General features: G+C 67.4%; 22 protein-coding genes. 19 read left to right on the top strand and 3 right to left on the bottom strand.

Annotation, left to right across the window (positions count from 1 at the left end):
• The first annotated feature begins 87 nt into the window (after positions 1 to 87).
• The 19 genes from U9J66_RS10040 to U9J66_RS09950 all read left to right on the top strand — a co-directional run bounded on the left by U9J66_RS10040 (position 88) and on the right by U9J66_RS09950 (position 18,838).
• Positions 88 to 855, top strand: a complete 768-nt coding sequence (locus tag U9J66_RS10040; RefSeq protein ID WP_326337572.1) for a hypothetical protein — start codon at positions 88 to 90, stop codon at positions 853 to 855.
• 11 nt (positions 856 to 866) lie between these two features.
• Positions 867 to 2,024: an inositol-3-phosphate synthase gene (locus tag U9J66_RS10035; RefSeq protein WP_051018260.1), complete on the top strand. Its 1,158-nt coding sequence runs from the start codon at positions 867 to 869 to the stop codon at positions 2,022 to 2,024.
• Positions 2,021 to 2,902, top strand: a complete 882-nt coding sequence (locus U9J66_RS10030; RefSeq protein WP_326337571.1) for an SCO3242 family prenyltransferase — start codon at positions 2,021 to 2,023, stop codon at positions 2,900 to 2,902. Before U9J66_RS10035 ends, U9J66_RS10030 begins: the two co-directional genes overlap by 4 nt.
• The gene (locus U9J66_RS10025; protein WP_161110656.1) at positions 2,899 to 3,750 is read left to right on the top strand and encodes a sugar phosphate isomerase/epimerase family protein; all 852 of its coding nucleotides are present in this window, start codon (positions 2,899 to 2,901) and stop codon (positions 3,748 to 3,750) included. The genes U9J66_RS10030 and U9J66_RS10025 overlap by 4 nt, the downstream gene beginning before the upstream one ends.
• Entirely contained in the window at positions 3,747 to 4,388 is a 642-nt protein-coding gene (locus tag U9J66_RS10020) for an EboA domain-containing protein (protein WP_052358179.1), read from the top strand. The genes U9J66_RS10025 and U9J66_RS10020 overlap by 4 nt, the downstream gene beginning before the upstream one ends.
• Positions 4,389 to 5,258, top strand: a complete 870-nt coding sequence (locus tag U9J66_RS10015) for a TatD family hydrolase (RefSeq protein ID WP_017533325.1) — start codon at positions 4,389 to 4,391, stop codon at positions 5,256 to 5,258.
• The gene (gene eboE, locus U9J66_RS10010; protein ID WP_326337570.1) at positions 5,255 to 6,418 is read left to right on the top strand and encodes a metabolite traffic protein EboE; all 1,164 of its coding nucleotides are present in this window, start codon (positions 5,255 to 5,257) and stop codon (positions 6,416 to 6,418) included. Before U9J66_RS10015 ends, eboE begins: the two co-directional genes overlap by 4 nt.
• A gap of 28 nt (positions 6,419 to 6,446) precedes the next feature.
• Entirely contained in the window at positions 6,447 to 7,844 is a 1,398-nt protein-coding gene (locus U9J66_RS10005) for an alkaline phosphatase family protein (protein WP_326337569.1), read from the top strand.
• 37 nt (positions 7,845 to 7,881) lie between these two features.
• On the top strand, positions 7,882 to 8,886 hold the full coding sequence (locus U9J66_RS10000; RefSeq protein WP_161110661.1) for a sugar phosphate isomerase/epimerase family protein: 1,005 nt from the start codon (positions 7,882 to 7,884) through the stop codon (positions 8,884 to 8,886).
• Between the two features lie 527 nt (positions 8,887 to 9,413).
• Positions 9,414 to 9,737 (top strand): contact-dependent growth inhibition system immunity protein, encoded by a 324-nt coding sequence (locus U9J66_RS09995; protein ID WP_326337703.1) that lies wholly within the window; start codon positions 9,414 to 9,416, stop codon positions 9,735 to 9,737.
• 388 nt (positions 9,738 to 10,125) lie between these two features.
• Positions 10,126 to 10,446, top strand: coding sequence for a hypothetical protein (locus tag U9J66_RS09990; protein WP_042283949.1), 321 nt, complete (start codon positions 10,126 to 10,128; stop codon positions 10,444 to 10,446).
• The gene (locus tag U9J66_RS09985; RefSeq protein WP_014912911.1) at positions 10,443 to 10,808 is read left to right on the top strand and encodes a DUF6507 family protein; all 366 of its coding nucleotides are present in this window, start codon (positions 10,443 to 10,445) and stop codon (positions 10,806 to 10,808) included. Before U9J66_RS09990 ends, U9J66_RS09985 begins: the two co-directional genes overlap by 4 nt.
• 43 nt (positions 10,809 to 10,851) lie before the next feature.
• Positions 10,852 to 13,692, top strand: a complete 2,841-nt coding sequence (locus tag U9J66_RS09980; RefSeq protein WP_326337568.1) for a hypothetical protein — start codon at positions 10,852 to 10,854, stop codon at positions 13,690 to 13,692.
• Entirely contained in the window at positions 13,664 to 14,518 is an 855-nt protein-coding gene (locus tag U9J66_RS09975) for an RHS Repeat family protein (protein ID WP_326337567.1), read from the top strand. Before U9J66_RS09980 ends, U9J66_RS09975 begins: the two co-directional genes overlap by 29 nt.
• Positions 14,519 to 14,837: 319 nt before the next feature.
• Positions 14,838 to 15,560: an immunity 49 family protein gene (locus U9J66_RS09970; protein WP_326337566.1), complete on the top strand. Its 723-nt coding sequence runs from the start codon at positions 14,838 to 14,840 to the stop codon at positions 15,558 to 15,560.
• 96 nt (positions 15,561 to 15,656) lie between these two features.
• Positions 15,657 to 16,112, top strand: a complete 456-nt coding sequence (locus U9J66_RS09965; RefSeq protein ID WP_326337565.1) for an immunity protein YezG family protein — start codon at positions 15,657 to 15,659, stop codon at positions 16,110 to 16,112.
• 178 nt (positions 16,113 to 16,290) lie between these two features.
• A complete protein-coding gene (locus tag U9J66_RS09960) occupies positions 16,291 to 16,482 on the top strand; it encodes a hypothetical protein (RefSeq protein WP_014913003.1) in 192 nt (63 codons plus the stop codon).
• Positions 16,483 to 16,638: 156 nt separating this feature from the next.
• Positions 16,639 to 17,400 (top strand): immunity 49 family protein, encoded by a 762-nt coding sequence (locus U9J66_RS09955; protein WP_326337564.1) that lies wholly within the window; start codon positions 16,639 to 16,641, stop codon positions 17,398 to 17,400.
• A gap of 31 nt (positions 17,401 to 17,431) precedes the next feature.
• The gene (locus U9J66_RS09950) at positions 17,432 to 18,838 is read left to right on the top strand and encodes a DUF6177 family protein (RefSeq protein ID WP_326337563.1); all 1,407 of its coding nucleotides are present in this window, start codon (positions 17,432 to 17,434) and stop codon (positions 18,836 to 18,838) included.
• Between the two features lie 10 nt (positions 18,839 to 18,848).
• Here the strand turns inward: U9J66_RS09950 and U9J66_RS09945 are convergent, their stop codons facing one another.
• The 3 genes from U9J66_RS09945 to U9J66_RS09935 all read right to left on the bottom strand — a co-directional run bounded on the left by U9J66_RS09945 (position 18,849) and on the right by U9J66_RS09935 (position 20,162).
• Positions 18,849 to 19,094: a hypothetical protein gene (locus U9J66_RS09945; RefSeq protein ID WP_014912897.1), complete on the bottom strand. Its 246-nt coding sequence runs from the start codon at positions 19,092 to 19,094 to the stop codon at positions 18,849 to 18,851.
• Positions 19,095 to 19,207: 113 nt separating this feature from the next.
• Positions 19,208 to 19,579 carry a hypothetical protein gene (locus tag U9J66_RS09940; RefSeq protein ID WP_014913133.1) on the bottom strand — a complete coding sequence of 124 codons (372 nt, stop codon included), beginning with the start codon at positions 19,577 to 19,579 and terminating at the stop codon, positions 19,208 to 19,210.
• Between the two features lie 88 nt (positions 19,580 to 19,667).
• Positions 19,668 to 20,162: a hypothetical protein gene (locus tag U9J66_RS09935; RefSeq protein ID WP_014912905.1), complete on the bottom strand. Its 495-nt coding sequence runs from the start codon at positions 20,160 to 20,162 to the stop codon at positions 19,668 to 19,670.
• Positions 20,163 to 20,335: the final 173 nt, after the last annotated feature.

Raw genomic sequence — 20,335 nt, 5'->3', positions numbered from 1 at the left:
CCCCGGCCCCGCCGCCCCCGGCGGCGTCGCTCGCACGGTACGCGCCGCCTCTCCCCCGACAGAGTGCCGAACCGACGGGAGGTGCCCGTGCGCACCGAGAAGGACCAGAGTCGAGACCCCCGCGAGCCCGAGAACGGAAAGGGCCCGGACACGACCGAACGCGTGATGACCAAGGACGCCACCGCCACCACCTGGTGGCTGACCGGCGGATCCGTCCTGTTGGTCGGAGCGATCGCCGCCGCGGTGATCGTCGTCTTCTCCGGAGGCGACGACGCGGTCTCCCCCGACCTGGCCCGGGTGGCCGAATTGGAGGCCTCCGCGGCCGAACGCCACGTCGACCAGGTGGAGGAGCTCGTCCACCACACCCGTGCCGCTCACGAGGGACTGCTCCCGGTGCTGGAGTCCCTGGACACGGTGTTGCCCGCGGACGGTTCGGCCCCGTCGGAGGACCTCCCGAACACCGAGGAGATCGACGCCTGGCTCGGGACCACCCTGGAGGCCCGCGACCACCTGGAGCACGCCGAATCGGGCGAGACCGCGTTCAACGTCACCCACGCGGGGCTGCGCGGCTCCGTCGACCTGCTCGCCTCCTCCCTGAACGCCTACGACTCCGCCGTGCGCGCCGACGAGGACCGGCGCACCGATCTGCTCGAACTCGCCGCCGACCTGCGGGACCAGGCGGTCCGCGCGTGGTCGGTGGCGGCCACACAACTGGACATGGTCAGTGTCGAGGCCGGTCACGGCCATATCCACCTGTACCTCCCCGCGGCACCGGGCAGCGGGGCCCTGACACCCGACGAGGCCGAGGACGGCGACGGGGCCCTCGAAGAGGCCCCCGGACACGACGACCACTGACAGGGGACCCCATGACACGTATCGGAGTGTGGTCGATCGGAGCGCGAGGATCGGTCGCCACCACGGCCGTCCTCGGCGCTCTGGCCGTCCGGGCCGGAGCCGTGGAGCCGATCGGGTGCGTCACCGAACGCCCCGAGTTCGCCGCGGCGGGCCTGCCCGGGATCGGCGACCTGGTCTTCGGCGGCCACGACCTCCACGGCACCCACCTGGCCAAGGGCGCGGAGCCCCTGGCCGGGGCGGGGGCGGTGCCACCACGTCTGACGGAGATGTTCGCCGAGGAACTGGGCGCCGTGGACCGTCGGATCCGCGAGGGGGTGGAGACCCCGGCCGCAGGGTTCTCCCGCCGCCACGTGGACTCCCTGGAACGCGATCTCCGCGAGTTCGCCGAGGCGGAATCGCTGGAGAGGGTGGTGGTCGTGGACCTGTCCGGCACCGAGCCCCCTCCGGCCCCGGCCCCCGAACTCACCGACCCCGGCCGCCTGGAGGAGGCCCTGGACGCGGGGAACGCCCGGATCCCGGCCTCTTCGGCCTACGCCTACGCGGCGCTGCGCGCCGGCTGCTCCTTCGTGGAGTTCACGCCCAACGCCGGCCCCCGACCACCCGCCCTCTCAGCCCTGGCCGAACGGCTGGGGCTGCCCTGGGCCGGTTCGGACGGCAAGACCGGGGAGACCCTGGTCAAGAGCGCGCTGGCGCCGATGTTCGCCACCCGCGCGCTCCGGGTGCGTTCCTGGTCCTCGACCAACCTGCTCGGCGGCGGCGACGGACGGACGCTGGCCGACCCGGGCAGCAACGACAGCAAGACCTCCTCCAAGGCCCGGGGGCTGGAGCACCTGTTGGGGCATCCGGTGGACGGCCCGCTGCACATCGACTACGTGCCGGACCTGGGCGGGACCAAGGTGGCCTGGGACCACGTCTCCTTCGAGGGTTTCCTGGGAGCCCGGATGTCCCTCCAGTTCACCTGGTCCGGTCACGACTCGGCCCTGGCCGCTCCGCTGATCCTGGACCTGGCCCGGCTGACCGCCCACGCCCACCGGACGGGCCGGGTCGGTCCGGTGCCGGAGCTGGGCTTCTTCTTCAAGGATCCGGCCGGCGGCGGCCCGCACGGGCTCGCCGAACAGTGGCGCGCGCTGACCGCCTGGTGTTCCGACGACCGGGGAGGGCTCCGATGAACCGCCGGCTCCGTTCCCTGGCCCGCCTGGTGCGCCTTCCCGCGGCCCTGACCGTCCTCGGTGACGGCCTGACCGGCGCCGCGGCGACGGGCCGGTCGCGCGACCCCCGCGTCATGGCGCTACCGCTGTCCTCGGTCTGCCTGTACTGGGCGGGTATGGCGCTCAACGACTACGCCGACCGGGACCTGGACGCGGTCGAGCGGCCCGAACGTCCGATCCCCTCGGGAGAGGTGGCACCGGGCGAGGCCCTCACCGTGGCCTGTGGGCTCACGGCGGCCGGTGTGGGCGTCGCGGCCCTGTCCGGCGGCCGACGTGCCGCCCTGGTCGCCTCGGCGCTGGCCGCCACCGTGTGGACCTACGACCTGGTGCTCAAGCCGACACCGTGGGCCCCGTTGGGGATGGCCGCCGCCCGAGGCCTGGACGTGCTGTTGGGCGCGGGCGATCGCACCGCCGACGCGGCGCGGCCCGCCCTGGCCATGGCCGTGCACACCCTGGGGGTGACGGCGCTGAGCCGAGGCGAGGTGCACGGCACCCGGCCGGAGGTGGCGGCCGGATCCCTGGCCTGCACGCTGCTGTCCACGGCGGTGGCGGCGCTTCCCTCCGCGAAGGGCCACGACGCCTCGCGCGGAACGGTGGAAGGCCTCGGCGCCGCGCTGTTCGCGGGCGTGTACGCCGTGTCCGTCGGTTCGGCCCAGGGCCGGGCCCTCGTGGATCCGACCGCCGGACGGGCCCGAGAGGCCACCGGAACGGGCATTCGCGGGATGATCCCGCTCCAGGCCGCGCTGTTGGCGCGGTACGGGGCCCCGAGGACGGCCTGCGCGCTGGCGGTGGCCGCACCCTTGGCGGCCCGTGCGGCCAGGACGGCGGTGGTGACGTGAGGTTCGGATACGGCACCAACGGTTTCTGGGACCACCGCCTGAACGACGCCCTGGCGATCATCGCCGACCTCGGCTACGAGGGGGTCGGACTGACCCTGGACCATCCGCACCTGGACCCGTTCGGCCTGGACGTCAAGGCCCGGACGGCCGCGATCGGTCGACGCCTGGAGTCACTGGGACTGTCGGTGGTGGTGGAGACCGGCGCCCGCTACCTGCTGGACCCCCGGCGCAAGCACGAACCCACCCTGGTCTCCGACTCCGACCGTGACGTCCGGGTCGACCTGCTCAAACGGGCGGTACGCATCGCCGACGCCTGGGGCGCCCGGGCGGTGTCCTTCTGGTCGGGGATCCTCCCTCCCGGCGCCGACCCCGACCGGGGTTGGGAACGACTCGTCGCCGGTGTGGAGAAGGTCCTGGTGGTGGCGGAGGAGCTGGGCGTGGACTGCGCCTTCGAACCCGAACCGGGCATGTTCGTCGAACGGCTGGACGACGTCCTGGAGCTCCGGCGTCGGCTCGGGGACCCCGAACGGCTCCGGGTGACGCTCGACGTAGGGCACGGGGTGTGCAACGAGCCCGACGGTCCCGAGGGGGCGATCGCCCGGGCCGGCGACCTGATCGCCAACGTGCAGTTGGACGACATGCGGCCCCACGTGCACGAACACCTGGAGTTCGGAGAGGGCGAGATCGACCTGCCCGGGGTCCTGGGCGCCCTGGACCGGGCCGGCTATCGAGGACTCGCCTCCGTGGAACTGCCCCGCCACGGTCACGCCGCCCCTCTGGTCGCCGAACGCTCCAAACACGCCCTCGACGCCGCATGGGAGCGGGCCGTTCGAAAGGACCGGGTATGAGCGTGGAGCACCTTCCGGACGCGAGGGCCCGCGAGGCCCTGACCGATCTGTGCGCCGAGGTGGCCGAACACCCGACACGGATCGCGGTGCTGTTCCCCGCCGCCGCCCGGCGGGTGGCCCGGGGCGCCGGCCCCTCCGGAGACCCCACCGGTCTGCGTGGACCCACCGTGGAGGACCTGGTCCGGGTCGCGCTGCTGCGGACCCTGACGCGCGCCCTTCCGGCGCCGGATGCGGCCGAGGAGATCCACGACCTGTACGAGTACGGGGACGCCGACGAGAGGCGCGCGGTCCTGTACGGCCTCCACCACCTGGACACCGCCCTTCCCGAGGTCGCCTCGATCGTTCGCGGGCTCCTGGCCGACGCCCTGCGCACCAACGACCCCCGATTGATCGCGGCCGCCGCCGCGAGCCCGACCCAGGCGCTGTCGGACGACCACTCGTGGCGCCAGGCGGTGCTCAAATGCCTGTTCGTCGAGGTCCCGCTGTCGGTGGTGGCGGGGTTGGACTCGCGGGCCGACCCCGAACTGGCCCGCATGTGCGCCGACTTCGCACACGAACGCTCCGCGGCGGGCCGCCCCGTCCCCGACGACGCCCTGACCCTCCTGGACCGCTTCCCCGAGCACCGGACGGAGACCTGAATGCGCATCTTCGACCCGCACGTCCACATGACCTCCCGTACCACAGCCGACTATCGGGCCATGTACGACGCCGGAGTGCGGGCCCTGGTGGAACCGGCCTTCTGGATGGGCCAGCCGCGCACCGGCGTGAGCTCCTTCCGCGACTACTTCGACGGCCTCGTCGGATGGGAGCGCTTCCGTGCCTCCCGGTTCGGCATCGCCCACCACTGCGCGATCGCGCTCAACCCCAAGGAGGCCAACGACCCCCGCCTGACCGGGGTCCTCGACCTCCTCCCCCGCTACCTGGCCAAGGACGGCGTGGTCGCGGTCGGAGAGGTCGGTTTCGACTCCCGCACCTCCGAGGAGGAGAAGGCCTTCCGACACCAGTTGGAGCTGGCCCGCGAGTTCGAACTGCCGGTGCTGGTGCACACCCCGCACCGGGACAAGATCGAGGGCACCCGGCACACCCTGCGCCTGGTCGAGGAGTCGGGGATCCCGCCCGAGCGGGTCCTGGTCGACCACCTCAACGAGACCACCGTCGCCATGGTGCACGCCTCCGGCTGCGCCATGGGCTTCTCCATCTACCCCGACACCAAGATGGCCCCGGAACGGATGGTGCGGATCCTGTCGGAGTGGGGCACCGAACGGATCCTGGTCGACTCCGCCGCCGACTGGGGCCACAGCGACCCGCTGACCACCCTGTACACCGGTCGGGCCATGCTCGCGGCGGGGTTCTCCGAAGAGGACGTGGACCGGGTCCTGTGGCGCAACCCGGTCGACTTCTACGCGCGGAGCGGGCGGCTGTTCCCGGAAGGGGGCGCCACGGCAGGCTCCACCTTCGAGGGCAACTCGCTCCTGCGCGGTGAAAGACCCGAGGGGGACGACCGATGAGGTTCCGCCACCCCGACGGCACCGTCGTCCACCTGGCCTACTGCACCAACGTCCACCCGGCCGAGGACCTCGACGGCGTCCTGCGACAGATCCGGGTGTTCGGCGGCGGCGTCCGCTCGGCCCTGGGGGTGGAACGTCTGGGGCTGGGACTATGGCTGCCCGCGCCCCTGGCCCGTCGGCTCGCCACCGACCCCTCGCTGGTCGACCTCCTGCGCGAGGGCCTGGACGAGGCCGGCGCCGAGACCGTCACCCTCAACGCCTTCCCCTACACCGGCTTCCACGCCCCCGTCGTCAAGCACGCCGTGTACGGACCGGACTGGACCGATCGCGCCCGATTGGACTACACCGTCGACTGCGCGCGGGTCCTGGCCCGACTGATGCCCGACGACGCCGAACGCGGCAGCGTCTCCACCCTCCCCCTGGCCTGGCGCGAACCCTGGACCCCCGAGCGCCTGACCGTCGCGCGCGGGCACCTGACCGAACTCTCGAAGGCGTTGGAGGAGCTCGCCGACGCCGGACGTCCGATCCGGGTCGCCCTGGAACCCGAACCCGGATGCGTCGTGGAGAGCACCCGGGACGCCGCCCGACTGCTCGCGGGCCTCCCCCCGCACCTGGGCGTGTGCCTGGACACCTGCCATCTGGCGGTGGGGTTCGAGGAACCCGCCCCGGCCCTGACACGTCTGGCCGAGGCGGGCCTCCCGGTGGTCAAGACCCAGGCCTCCGCCGCCCTGGAGATCCCCGACCCCACCGGATCCGAGGCGCGTACGGCCCTGACCGCCTTCGCCGAGGACCGTTTCCTGCACCAGACCCGTGAACGCGCGCACGGCCGGCTCCACGCCCGCGACGACCTGCCCGAGGCCCTGTCCGGCCCCCGGGCGCTCCCCGGCGACGGCCCGTGGCGCACCCACTTCCACGCTCCCCTGCACTCCCCCGCGCACCCTCCGTTGACCGGCACCACCGACCACCTCGTCGAGACCCTCGGGCTCCTCCTCGGGCCGGGCGGAGCGCTCACCGACCACGTCGAGGTCGAGACCTACACCTGGACGGTGCTCCCCGAGGAACGACGGCCGACCGACGAACGCGGGCTGATCGACGGCATCGCCGCCGAACTCTCCTGGGCCCGCGACCGGCTGATCGAGCTCGGCCTGACCGCCCTGTGACCACCGACGACGGAAGGGACCACCATCCATGCCCCAGGACCGACGCCTCCTCGTCATCGACGCGGTCGGCCTCACCCCGCGCCTGCTCGAACACGCGCCCCGGCTGAGCGCCCTGGCCGACCGAGGGACCCGGGCCACCCTGGAGACCGTGCTGCCCGCCGTCACCTGCACCGTCCAGTCCACCTTCCTGACCGGAGCCCCGCCGGCCCGGCACGGGGCCGTCGCCAACGGCTGGTACTTTCGGGACCTGGGCGAGGTCCACCTGTGGCGCCAGCACAACCGGCTGGTCGGCGGCGAGAAGGTGTGGGAGACCGCCCGCCGCCATCGCCCGGACTTTCGCACCGCCAACGTGTGCTGGTGGTACGCCATGGGCGCCACCACCGACTGGACCATCACCCCGCGCCCCGTCTACCACGCGGACGGCCGCAAGTCCCCCGACTGCTACACCCGGCCGGTCGCACTGCACGACGAACTGACCGCGGAACTGGGCCCCTTTCCGCTCTTCCACTACTGGGGGCCGACCGCGTCGATCCGCTCCACCGAATGGATCGTGGCCGCCACCCGTCGTCTCCTCCCCAGGGCCGACCTGACCCTGTGCTACGTCCCCCACCTCGACTACGACCTCCAGCGTTTCGGCCCCGACTCCGTACAGGCGCGCCGGGCCGTCCGCGACCTCGACGCCGCGCTCGCCCCACTGCTGGACGACGCCGAGGCGGCGGGCGTCACCGTCCTGGTGCTGAGCGAGTACGGCATCACCCCGGCCGACCGCCCCGTCCACGTCAACCGGGTGCTGCGCGAGGCCGGGCTGCTGGAGGTGTACACGCAGGAGGGCATGGAGTACCTCGACCCCTGGACCTCCCGCGCCTTCGCCGTCGCCGACCACCAGTGCGCCCACGTCTACGTCGACGACCCGGCGGCCCTGCCCGAGGTCGCACGACTCCTGTCCGAGGTGGAGGGTGTGGACCTGGTCCTGGACCGGCGGGCCCAGGCCGACCACGGCCTCGACCACGAACGCTCCGGAGAACTGGTGCTGTTCGCCGACCCCGGAGCCTGGTTCACCTACTACCACTGGCTGGACGACGACCGCGCCCCCGACTTCGCGCGCGGCGTCGACATCCACCGCAAGCCCGGATACGACCCGGCCGAACTGTTCCTGGACCCCGCGGACCGGCTCGTGCGGCTGCGCGCGGCGTCCGGACTCGTCCGCAAGAAGGTCGGGCTCCGTTACGCGATGAACGTCGTTCCCCTCGACCCGAGCTGTGTACGGGGCACCCACGGACGCCCGCACACCGACCCCGAGGACGGTCCCGTCCTCCTGTGCACGGACCCGGACCTGGCCCGGGACCGTTTCGCGGCCACCGAGGTCCGCGACCTGATGCTCGACCTCGTCGGTGTGCCGGCACCGGCGAGGTCGACCCCGCTGTGAGCCCCCGGCCCCGCCCCCGACCCCAGGAGGAACCCCGATGACCCGACCGGTCACCCTCTTCACCGGCCAGTGGGCCGACCTGCCCTTCGAGAAGGTGTGCGAACTCGCCTCCTCCTGGGGCTACGACGGCCTGGAGATCGCCTGCTGGGGCGACCACCTCGACGTGACCCGGGCCGCCGTGGACGACGCCTACGTGCGAGAACGCCGAGAGATCCTCGAACGGCACGGCCTGGGCGTGTGGGCGATCTCGAACCACCTGCTCGGCCAGGCCGTGTGCGACGACCCGATCGACCACCGGCACCGGGACATCCTGCCCGCCCGGGTCTGGGGCGACGGAGAGCCGGAGGGCGTGCGGCGGCGCGCCGCCGAGGAGATGAGGACGACGGCGCGCGCGGCCGCCCGGATGGGCGTGTCCACGGTGGTGGGCTTCACGGGCTCGGCCAACTGGAAGTACGTGGCGATGTTCCCTCCGGTGGACGAGGCCGTCGTCCGGGCCGGCTACCGCGACTTCGCGGACCGATGGAACCCGATCCTGGACGTGTTCGACGAGGTCGGCGTCCGCTTCGCCCATGAGGTGCACCCCTCGGAGATCGCCTACGACTACTGGTCGACCGCGGCGACCCTGGAGGCGATCGGGCACCGGGAGGCCTTCGGGCTGAACTGGGACCCCAGCCACATGGTGTGGCAGGACATCGACCCGGCCGGCTTCCTGTGGGACTTCCGCGACCGGATCTACCACGTGGACTGCAAGGACGCCCGTAAGCGCGTGGGCGACGGCCGCAGCGGACGCCTGGGCTCCCACCTCCCCTGGGGGGACCCACGCCGGGGCTGGGACTTCGTCTCCGTCGGACGGGGCGATGTGCCCTGGGAGTCCTGCTTCCGAACCCTGAACTCGATCGGCTACACGGGACCGATCTCCATCGAATGGGAGGACGCCGGCATGGACCGGCTCACCGGGGCCGCCGAGGCGGTCCGGTTCGTACGGGCCAACGCCTTCGACCCGCCCTCGGCCTCCTTCGACTCGGCCTTCTCCTCACGGTGACCGGCCGTAGGTGAGGAGGAAAAAAAGGGGGGCGGGCCCGTCATGGGCCCGCCCCCCTTTCGTGTTCCACCCCTCCCCCGGCGCGATGTCCGTATCCGGCCACCATCGACCGCCACCACCACTGACCTGGCCCGACGAGCCGCCCCACCCGCGCCGGGCCCCGCGTCCCCCCCTGACCAGGACGCCAAGGCCCGAGAAGACCACACAGAATCAGAACGAAGTTCCCCGCACCCACGCGCGAAGCCACCGCGATCCCCATATGGGACAGCGTTCAACACCACCGAAAGGAGGCGGAGAAAGGACTACCCCGGCCTCTACATCGAGGAGGTCGAAGACATCGATGGGATTCTGCAAGACGTCTCCGCCGGGGTTCCGGAAAGCCACTGGTGGTGGCGATCCCCCGCACAACAGGGCATGGGTGAGAAGGAGATCGGACAGCGCCTCGAATACGACCGCCGGGACGGACTTTGAAAGACCGACCCAGCACCAGAACAGGTCGCTCTGGAACGGAGAACCCCGATTTGAACATGGACCCGGCGTCTCTGGACAAGAGCGAAGACCTCGCCGACATCAAACACTTCTTTCAGGCATACCTGCACCAGGACTGGACGATCGACGGAAACACCCTTGAAGAGGTCTTCGAGAACAACCACGGACTCGAAGGCATACGCGAGGGGGTCGGAACCGGTGCTCGGATACTGATCGACTCGGACCTCACCGAGCACCGACTGGGAATACTCCTCGTCCGCCACTGGAGCGCCGGATACGAACCAGAGGACGAGGATCTCGGGACCTGGCGGGGGATCTTGAAGGAGATCGTGCGGCTCTGTGATGCCTACGACCGACCGTGAACGACCAGGTCGGATATCAGCGAGACCCCTACCTTCGCGGAGGCGATGAGGCCGGGCACGATGACGACCCGGTGGCGAGAGTCATCGCCGGCGAGCCGACTTCACGCACCCGACCGTTCCGTCATACCTCTCTGAGAGCCTTCCCCCGGAACGAACACGAGCCCCAACGTCCCGACACCTTCATTCCGCATCGATGGCCACATCCGGCCACCATTCACCTCCACCACACCGATGACCTGGAATAACAAGGGACTTCACTCGTCGGAGTCCGAATACTCACCCGGAACCGGAGCTCCACGGCCAGAGAAGAGCACACAGAATCAGAACCGAGCACGCCGATGGCGCGACTGAACACACAAGACCATCCGAACGTTGAAAAGGCAGAGCGGTGAAGTTCGAGTTCATCGAGGACGAGAGTTCAGAGCACCGGCACACGACCACCGGCCATGAGGGAGCGCAGGGGACCGAAGACGAACAGCCCACGCCGCTCTCTCCCTCCGCTCTCATCGCGGCGGCCTCGGAGCGCCTTCTCAGCAGGACCTTCACCGACGTCCACCGGGCCCGCGCCTCGCTGAACCGGATGCAGTACGCCGTTCAGGCGTCCCCGTCCTGGACGGAATCCACTTTCGAGAGCACCACCCCCGAGCCGGAGCCGGCGACGTTCCGCCCCTCGGCCTTCGGCCCTCGCCCCCAGGAGGACGGGTCTTGAGTAGTTGGTCCATCGATCCCCCACAGGTGAGCGCGATCCTCACCGAGACCCTCGGCCTCATCGGCGAGGAGGGCGGCACCGACGGACTGGTCGGCGACATGGACACCATCGCCACCACCGCCGAGACCGTGAGCGAGATGGCGGACAGCGTCCCCATCAGCATCGCCCTGAGCGAGTTCTGCGGCCACTACTTCGAGGTGATGGGCGAGATGGCCGCCAAGACGTTGAGCGGGGTCGAGGGCGCCGGAGACGCCACCACCGCCTACGTCAACGGCAACCTCGAGATGGCGGCCGAGGCCCAGAGCAACGCGGGGGTCGTCCCTCCCCCCGATTCCCCGCCTCCCCCGCCGCCCAACATCTGACCCCTCCTGACCTCGTCCCCCACCCCCGCCAGGAGCCCCCCGTATGACCGGCATCCTCGATGTGCCCGCGCCCCTCCAGGACTGCGACGGCCTCATCGACCCCTCAGCGTTCCCCATCCCCACCACCGACCACGTCGAACTCCGTAACCAGGCCTCCGCCCTGCGCAAGGCGGGGAAGGGCGTGGCGGAGACCGGAGAGGACATCGTCTCCACCTGGGGCGGTCTCTCCGCCTGCTACACCGCACCCGAATCAGAGGATCTCCTCGGCGCGTTGGCCCCCGTCTCCGCCAAAGGAAGCGATGTCGAGTGCGGGACCGACCGGGCGGCGGGGGCCTTGGAGGACTTCGCCGACGAGGTCCGCGAGATCAAGATGGAATGGAACGACCTGAGGAATCGGGCCGCCGCCTTCCGAGAGCGCATGCTGAGTGAGGAGGACTGGAAGAAGTCCGACCACTGGTTCACCAGTACGAGCTCCAACGTCGAGAAGAGCAACGCCTACCGGGACGAGGCCCTGGCTCTGATCAAGTGGTACGAGAGAGCCCAACGTATCTGCGCCAACACGATCAGCCGGGGGATCGTCGGGAGGACCGTGTTCGTCCGCGGCTCCTCCAGTCAGGCCACGACGAACCCCGACGCCTTCGTCTTCGACACGATCGACACCGACGCCGACATCCCCTCCGTGTGGGGCGAGCCGGGCACCGCGGACCAGTACTGGCATCAGGACGCGCTCGACGCGGTGTGGGACTTCGGCGTGGACGCGGTCCAGGGCACCGGAGCCATGCTGGGCATGCACTCCTCCGAGGGCTGGTTCGAGATGTCCTGGGGGGACGCCCTCAAGGAGTACCACTGGGACAACCTCACGTCGGCCGCCTCCCTCATCGGGATGTACGACGCCGAAACCGACTCCCTGGGCTGGTCCGGCACCGACACCATCCATGGGGCCTGGCGGGACCTGGCGCACTCGGTGGTGCCCTGGGAGGAGTGGGGCGACCGTCCCGGATACGTGATCGGCACCGCCGCGTTGAACGTCGTCGGCCTGGTCGGCGGCGCCGCGCTCACCGCCACCGGTGTGGGCGCTGTGGTGGGCGTGCCCCTGATGGCCTGGCGCGGCATGTCCATCGTGGACGGGATGGGAGGCTCCGGCAGCCGGGGCGGCAGCGGCGACGGTGTGGGAACGAACATCTCCTCGCCATCGATGAACCTGCCGAACTTCGGCGGCAACGGATCCCCTGTCGCGAACCTGAACTTCGACTCCTCCGACCTCAGCGGATTCGACCCCCGGCAGGTCTCCGAGATCGGCGCTTCCCTGGAGCGGCTGTACAACAGCCAACAGAGCGGCGGGACAGGCTCCGGCGAGGCGGCGGGCGGTGGACGTCCTACCCCCTCCAGACCCATCGGGCAGGACCGCTCCGAGACATCGGGACCGGAACGTCGCCCCGCGGAGGACCCTCGGGTCGACGACATGCTCACCTTCGAGGACATCGTCAACCACCCGGACAATGCCACCCTGGGAGACCGGCTCCGAACCGAGAACCAGAGGGCGCTCGACCAGGTCGACCGGGACAACAAGACCCGGTCGAACGACACCCCGGCCTCCGACGAGGGCACCTGGACCGCCCGCGAGATCATCGACGGTCCCGAAGGCGACCGCTCCCGTGTCCTCACTCCAGCGGGCGGCGGCCACAACGACACCTTCGACGCCTCCGCGGCGAACAGACCACCGTCGTCCTCACTCCACGCCCGCGCCGACGGCATCGACGGCACCGGCAGCGGTCGGGGCCCGGGCAACGAGGCCTCCGACAACAACCGCGGCGGCGACCACGGCGCGAACATGAGCGACCGCTCCCCCACCGCCCACAACCAGGACGGTACCGGCCCGACCCGGAACAACCTCGACGACGGCGCCTCCTCCAACACACCGGACTCGGACTTCTCGAGAAATTCAGATTCTTCACCCGAAACCAACAGAGGGGAAGACACAAAGGAACCAACCCATCACAATGAAGAAAATAATATTAAAGAGAGCGAAAATGAAAAGCTTCCACCATCCACCAGAGACGCCGACAGCGAAGTTATTAAAAATTCAGGACTTGAATTCGAGGAAGGAAAATACCCAGAGGGTGGACTTGCAAAAATTCCACCAGAACTCACAAACGGAAGAATACTGGGAAGAATTCCAGTTGAAAACGAAGGTCTGGTAGAAAGAAACTCCAACGGCCTGATTGAATCCTTCAATGGGATCCCAATCTCCGAATGGCACGCCAACCTACTAAAAGAAAGAACAACAGAGCTGAACCTACTCCAAAGGGAAGAGGGTTTCTCGTTCCGAGCATTAGGAAGTCGGGGTGGCGCGGTTAACTCAATTGTCATCGACCTTAGAACAGGGATCGTGGCAGAGGGCATGAACGGGAGATCTGGCAAGAAGGGAGAAATTCCAGAAGAAGACACCCACCCGATCATCGCCGAACGAATAGAAGCAATGAGAGGAGAATACACCCAGTACGACAGCAGGGACGGGGTGATCACCGAGCGTGCAGAAAAATCCGAGTATCCGCACACGGACAAGCCTCGACGACATGCAGAGGTGAAAGCGTCTAATCGAATACTCTTCGCCCGGGACTCTGGGGACCACGGGACACCTCCAGCCTCCACAGAAAGCTTCCGCGATCTTCGCGTGGATAACGCATTCACTTTCGCCGAAAGATTCGGAGATTGCCCTTGCTGCGCCAACTGCACTAGAATTACCGATGGAGCACCCGCACCCAGAACCGGAAAAAATATTAAAAACCCCCACGATCCTTCAAACAGAAGAATCACAGGGTCTGGCGAAAAAAGCGAGGAGCAGTGGAATCCAATTGAGAACGACCCATTTGAAAATAATTGACGCCGAAGAAATCGGAAATCCCGACGAGACAAACGTCCTACTCAACGGGAGCGCCTTCACCGGGATCCTCACCGAGAGGGACGGACCACACACGACCTACTTCAGAACCGTGGTCGATGGAAGGAATGACGGAGCCTGCTTCTACCGACTCGACAGTGGCACGCTGATCGAATACGGAAATTACTACGGCGGACTCGACCGAGGACCATCATACGAGTGGGACGAAGATGGAAACTTGATCAGTGAAACCGCTGGCGACTCCAAAATAACCTTCACTGAAAGAAGGTGGAATTCCAGCGGAAAGCTAATAAGTGAAGTTAAGCCCCCTTCAAATTTGAAGCAACCACACTCAAACAATAAAGAAGAAATCCTCTCGTGGCTAAGAATTCCCCCACACCCCGACGCCCCTGGAAATGATGGACACATCGAGGCCGTACGAACGACAGATCTCGATTTCAAAGAGAAGGCGGAATACTCACGCGCCCCCTACACGGGAAAATCAGCCGCAATAAAAGAGAACCGGAGAACAGAGGTCAGAACCTTCATCGAGGGCTACGAGTTCGGCCCCTACTGGGTCTGGTCCCCCGAGAAGAAACTCATCATCCAAGGAGTTCGATGCCACCCTTACGGCCCCGTCGGACCGTGGCACGAATGGGATGAGCAGGGCCGTCTTCTGAGAGAAACAATCTACGACGCCCTCGGGAACAAAATCATTCATCGTGAACTGGATGAGAACTGCAATATCGTCAGACAGGAGAGGTTCGATCCGACCACCTTCATGATCGATCCCGAGAGTGGAGAACAGCGGCCCGCCCCCTGGTTGTGAGAGTAGAGAACTCCATCGTCGATTCGACATCCCTGTGAGTACGTCAGGGCCGGAGCAGATCGTCCAGCGGGCGATAGCGTGGGAACACCCGAAACCCAGGGTTCAACTCCGACTACCTCCCCGAGAACATTCTCTCCCGAATCTGGGAAAGGCGCTCTCTATCCTAGTACCGAGCCATGACCTCTCGCACCGGATAGAACCCGACCACGAAGAGGATTCAAGGGAAGACCGAGAATTCTATTCCGATCTTCTTGAAACGAAACCACAGAGTGTCGATCTGATGGTGAGTGCTTTCAGGTCCAATACCATCTACAGCACCGTGGCCGACTCCGAAGTGGACCTGGCCTCCACTTGGGAGGCCTGGGTCACGGAAATGCAGATGCAGTACGCGATGTTCAAGATCACCACCAACCCCGAGGGCACCCCTCTGGAGCTGATGATCAACCGAAAGCTCCGCCACACCACCGCCACCGGACCGCGCTACTGCACCAACGTCGGCAACTGGACCCGAGCGTTCTTCCTCGCCGTCGTCTGCCGCGAACAACAGCGCTACCGCGACCTCTGCGAGATCCCCGTCGACCTCCTACGCGAAGCGGGAGAAGCAAAGGGGACCCGCTATAACCCCTCCTCCTACCACTGGGCCGCCGCTCTCCAGGACTTCGTCCTCAACCGGCCCGGCCTGGCCGAGAACCTCACCACGGCCATGGAGCTCTCCACCCCGGAACGGGCCGAGATCAGTGACCCCGAATACCTGAACAAGATCACCTTCCCCCCGATGAACACCTTCCTCCGCCTCGTCCAACGCGACAGCGACCGATACAACCAGGCCCTGGCCCAAGGACTCGCCCTGCACGGCGACTACTGGACCACCGGAGACCGGATCAACGACATCGACGGCATCGTCTCTCTCCCCCTGCTCGCTCTGGCCTGCCTGGGATACGACACCGCCGAACAAGACCCCGACTTCCACTTCGACGTCGAATCCGGCTACCTCCCCAAGCATCTACTCGAGAACTCCTGGTACGGAGAATTCCCCACCTGAACCGGGCACCCACGATCGGAGTACCGGAGACCGGACCAACAGCGCACCCCGAAAGGTCGCTATCCCGCACCCAGCCGGCTTCAAGTAAGGGATGACATGTACGGATCCCAAAAAGGCCACATGGGGCCAATTGAAGAAATCGAGAAGATTTCCGAGATAGCCTTTAACATAACAAAAGAGCTGCCCGATGGGTGGGTGTCTGCGGATTATTATTCCATGTTCATGGGAGCCTACGGAATCCAGCAGATCGATGTGGAAAAAGAAGGAGGGGAAGTAGCTCGAGTCAGCCTTCCTCCGAGTTTCATCATCAACACCATGCAACTCCGCTCAGGGATGTACAAAGAGAACGAAGGAACCTGGCTTTCGTGGGAACTGAACGTATCGAACGAAGGACGGTACCGCTCTAAGTTCAACTACGACACGATACCCCCCTACACCTTCTCGCCGAGCGACCGAGAGTACATTCGAGAAACCGAACTCTTTCCCAGAGAAGGGGAGCACATGCCGAGCTGGCTCCAAGATAAAATCGATGAAATAAACCTTCGACCCTAGACCGATACCCCAAGGAAAATACATCCAGGAACCCAAAATCATAGAAATCCCCGAAGAAGAACTCGATGGCATCAGGAAAGCTTTCATAACCTACCTACACCAGGACTGGAGCATCGACGGGGACACCCTGGAAGAAGTCTTCGAAAATACCCACGGTTTCGATAACTACAGAAATTGCGTGAGGATCGGGGCACAGATCCTGATCGACTCGAATCTCACCGAACTCCAACTGGAGCAACTGTTCTCTGGATGTTGGGGCGTCGGATACGAGCCGGAGATCGACGACTTCGACGGATGGCGAGAGGTGCTGAGGGAGATCGTTCGGCTCTGTGACGAGTACGGCCTGAGCGGATCGTCCGTCGGGCGATAGCGCAAGAACAACCAGACCCCTCCCCACCCCCTTCGGAGATATCTGTTGCTCCATCATCTATCACACCGCATAGAGCCCGAACACGAAGAAGGGGCTGAAAGAAGGAGAGACAAATACCCTCATACTCTCGAGACACGGCCGGAAAGTGTCGATCTGATGGTGAGTGCGTTCGGCTCCGACACGATCTACAGCACCGTGGCCGATCCCAAGGTGGACCTGTCCTCCACCTGGGAGGCCTGGGTCACGGAAATGCAGATGCAGTACGCGATGTTCAAGATCACCACCAACCCCGAGGGCACCCCTCTGGAACTGATGATCAACCGAAAGCTCCGCCGCACCACCGCCATCGGCCCCTGGTACTGCACCAATGTCGGTAACTGGACCCGAGCGTTCTTCCTCGCCGTCGTCTGCCGCGAACAACAGCGCTACCGCGACCTCTGCGAGATCCCCGTCGACCTCCTGCGCGAAGCGGGCGAGTCGGAGGGAACGCGCTATAACCCCTCCTCCTACCACTGGGCCGCCGCTCTCCAGGACTTCGTCCTCAACCGGCCCGGTCTGGCCGAGAACCTCACCGCGGCAATGGAACTGTCCACCCCGGAGCGGGCCGAGATCAGTGACCCCGAGTACCTGAACAAGATCACCTTCCCCCCGATGAACACCTTCCTCCGCCTCGTCCAACGCGACAGCGACGGATACAACCAGGCCCTGGCCCAAGGGCTCGCCCTGCACGGCGACTACTGGACCACCGGAGACCGGATCAACGACATCGACGGCATCGTCTCTCTCCCCCTGCTCGCTCTGGCCTGCCTGGGATACGACACCGCCGAACAAGACCCCGACTTCCACTTCGACGTCGAATCCGGTTACCTCCCCAAGCATCTACTCGAGAACTCCTGGTACGGAGAATTCCCCACTTGACCCGCCCCTTCCCCCTTTTCGGAGGCATCTTTTGAGCCGTGACGTGATCGCCGTGTTGGCGGAGAGCCCCGGTCGTCGTTCGCTTTTGGAGGCCCTCGCGGCGGCCGACCCCGCTCTGCGGGTCCGGTTGATCGCGGAGGGCACCGTGGTGCAGTTGCGGGACGATTCCGGTCGGCTGGTCATGGCGGTGCAGGCCGCGCAGCGGAACGCCGTCGCCACCGAGATCGATCGCTTGTTGGGCGAGGGGTTCACCGACGATCTGCCCGCCCAGCCGTGGTGGGTGGAGGCTCGCGGCGGTGAGTTGGAGGACGTCGACACGCTCGCCCTGGTCCGCCGGTTCGCCCACCATCTGGTCGGGGCGCACGGCGGGAGGGTGTGGGAGCCCGAGTCGCGTCTGTCCAGGGATCCCTGGCTGCTCGGGGGCACCGACCATCCCGCGGTGAGCACGGTGACCGGGAAGAACGTGGTCCTGGTGCAGGACCGTCCGGTGGTGTCGTTCTCCGGTTGGACGGTGGACGCGCTGGCCCGCTTCGGTCGGGAGGGGCTCGGCCTGCAATTGGTGACCCCGTCCACGAGCTCCCTGACACACGCCCTGCGCGGGATCCTGAGCGACCCGAACGCCACCTGGGTGGTGCGCACGGAGGACGGCCACCACTACGACGGGTTCAACGGCCTGCCTCTGGTGTGGCGGGACGAGGAGGGGTACGTCCCGGATCCGTCGACGCGGGCGGAGGAGGAGGGGCCGCATCCGGATTTCCGGGCCGCGGAGGAGCATCTCGGCGGTGTTCTGCTGCACGTGGATCTACGCGTGGACCATCCGGTCCATGACGCTCTGGTGGTCGGTGAGGCCACCGAGCTGTTGACCGAGCGTCTGGCCGGGGCCGCGCCGGCGGTGTGGGGTCTGGCGGAGCCGTTCGCCTACGAGTGGGACACGGCTTCGGTGACCGCCCTGGCCCGTGATCGGATGCCGCGGGAGAGCACGGTGGGGTTCGGCGGGATCCCGGGGAGCGGACGACCGTTCGCGGGACGGTTGCGGTTCTCGCGTACGGCGTCGGGGGTGCGCGAGCACGTCGCTCTCACCGTGGGGCACACGGAGGAACCCGACCTGGACGTCCTGGAACCCCTGGTCCGGGAGTTGGTCGACCGTGACGGGCTGTCGTCCATGACGGTGCGGCGTGCTCTGGGCCGCGCCGATCTGCTCTACCCGCCGAAGTGGGCGGGGGTCCCGGTCCCCATCGGGTCGGCCGTGGGAACCGAGGGGGTGCTCGCGGCGGGGCGGGAGCGCGCCTTGACCGGGCCGGTGAAGGGCGTGCCGTTCGGTCCGCCGATGACCCCGACGGTCTGGTATCGGATCGGGGACGGGGTGGAGCCGGACGCTTGGCACCGGTTCCAGGCCCTGGTCGAGCATCTGAGGCCCGCGCCCTCGCGGCGGAGGTGAGGTCGGCGGGTCACATCATGGGGGCGATGACGACGCGGTAGTGGGAGCCGTCGGCGGTGGCCACGTCGTGGCGGAAGTCGTTGACCCGGTTGACCGAGCGCTGCACGGCGTCGCTCTGGAAGGCGGTGGTGTCCACGGTGGGCAGGACCTCGCGGAGGGCGTGGACCGCCTCGTCGACGGACAGGGCCGTGCCGCGGTGTTCGGGGGTGATGCGGCGGCCGTCGTCGGTGAGTCGACTGATGGCGATCCGGAACATGCCGGTCTCCCTGGGATGGCTGGGGGTGGTCACCCGCATTCTCCCCCATACCCGCCGGGGTGGAAAGGCCGATGGTCCCTTCCACCCTTACCGCGGGTGGGCCCTGAGGGCCCTTAGACCTCCAGGGTCCGCTCGATCTCTCCCAGCCGTTCACGGGCCGAGGCCAGGTCGCCTCCGGAACGCTCCAGGACCAGGTAGAGGAAGAGGTCGCGCTTGGTGGGCGCGGTGACGGGCCGGATGACGTGGTACTGCCCGGACAGGGTGATGAGCATGTCCTCGATCCGGTGGGCGGCCTCTGATTCGTCCAGGGCTCCGGCCTTGGCCCGGATGACCTCGGTGTTCGCGGCCAGGGCGGCCGTGAGGTCGAAGGAGTCGTTGGAGGTGAGCGTTCCCAGGGGCAGACCGCTGTCGTGGTCGACCACCGCCGCCCCCATGGCCCCCTCGATCCGCATCATCTCGCGGAGCCCGATCTCGATGTTGGGCATGTCCCTCTTCTCTCCTCGGTCGGACCGATGCCCGAGGCCGATCGGCGCGGTGGCCTCGTGATCGGGGCCCGGGGGGCGAGGGAGCGTCTCACGTGACCGTCATCGCCGGGCGCACTCCGGCCACGGCCAGGGATCGCAGGCCGGTGAGGACCCGTTCCAGGACGGGTCGGTCCACACGGCTCTTGGCCCTGACTCGGGGGTGTCCGCCCCGGCCTCTGCGGGGCGGCCTCCCGTGGTCCCGGGTGGGCAGCTCGGTGTTGTCGGCCAAGTGTCTCAGGCGCCGAAGGGCGAGGGCGACGTCCCCTTCTTCACGTTCGACGCGGACCTGTACGCAGTACCGGGAGCCGCGCATGACGGCGAACAGGAGATGGTGGTCGCCTTCGGTGATCATCACGTCCTCGACGGCCTGGGCGACGCACAGAGGGCCTCGGTCGATGGCCCGAAGCATCGCGGCCGTGCCCGTCGCCCCCTCGGATTCGCCGAGGTGCTCCAGGACACGGCCGCTCCGCCAGTCGAGGAGGCAGACACCGCTCACACCCGGGGTCCGGAACATCTGTCGCATCTGGTGATCGATGGCGTACACGGGGTTCCTTCGCGAAGACGGGACCGCCCCCGTCGGCGCACGGGCGGATCGGACGACATCCCTGAGGACACCACGAGAATAGGCGCACTCGCACCCTTCCGCAGACTTTTCCCGTATTCATCGCTCACCAGCGGTTTGACCTGCCCCTTCCTGGAAAGGGTAGTAAGTCGATT

This window comes from Nocardiopsis sp. LDBS1602 (assembly GCF_035818715.1).
Taxonomy (GTDB): Bacteria; Actinomycetota; Actinomycetes; order Streptosporangiales; family Streptosporangiaceae; genus Nocardiopsis; species Nocardiopsis alba.
This window is presented reverse-complemented; position numbering and strand designations above follow the sequence as displayed.